We start from the raw sequence: 686 nt of genomic DNA on the forward strand, positions 1-686 counted from the left end.
TGCGCGACAAGGGCATGTCGGAGGAGGAGATTGCCGCCGCTTTCTTCATCTCCGTCACCATCGTCAAGCAGCGCCTGAAGCTCACCGCCGTGTCGCCGGCGCTGCTCGATGTCTATGCCGACGCCGGAATGACGATCGCTCAACTCGAAGCGTTCTCGGTCAGTGACGACCACGCAAAACAGGAGCAAGTGTGGGAGGCGATCAACAACAGCTGGTCGAAAGAGCCATACCAGATTCGCCGCATGTTGACGGAGAACACTGTCCGCGCTTCCGACAAGCGTTCCGTGTTCGTTGGGCTCGATGCCTATGAGGCAGCTGGCGGCCAGGTGCTGCGTGACCTCTTCCAGTCGGATGACGGCGGATGGCTCCAAGACGCGCTGCTGCTCGACCGTCTTGTCGCCGAAAAGCTCCAGCTCACGGCTGATGAAATTGCCAATGAGGGCTGGAAGTGGATCGAGGTCGCGGTGAGCTTTCCCTACGGCGCCGCGAACGGCTTGCGTGAACTCCACGGCACGCCCGTTGACTTGACCGACGAGGAGCAGGCAACGCTCGGGGCGCTGCGTGACGAGTTCGACAAGCTGCAGGCGGAATACGAAGAGGCGGACGAGTTGCCCGATGAGATCGACCAGCGGTTTGGCGAGCTTGAAGCCGCCATTTGTGCGCTGGAGGCGCGCCCCGTCCACTTC

Annotated in this window: 1 protein-coding gene; it reads left to right on the forward strand. The window is 61.8% G+C overall.

The features are described 5' to 3' along the window. On the forward strand, positions 1-686 hold a 686-nt coding region (locus tag EN939_RS36775; RefSeq protein WP_442919604.1), incomplete at both ends, for a ParB/RepB/Spo0J family partition protein.

This window comes from Mesorhizobium sp. M7A.F.Ca.CA.002.05.1.1 (assembly GCF_003998335.1).
Taxonomy (GTDB): domain Bacteria; phylum Pseudomonadota; class Alphaproteobacteria; order Rhizobiales; family Rhizobiaceae; genus Mesorhizobium.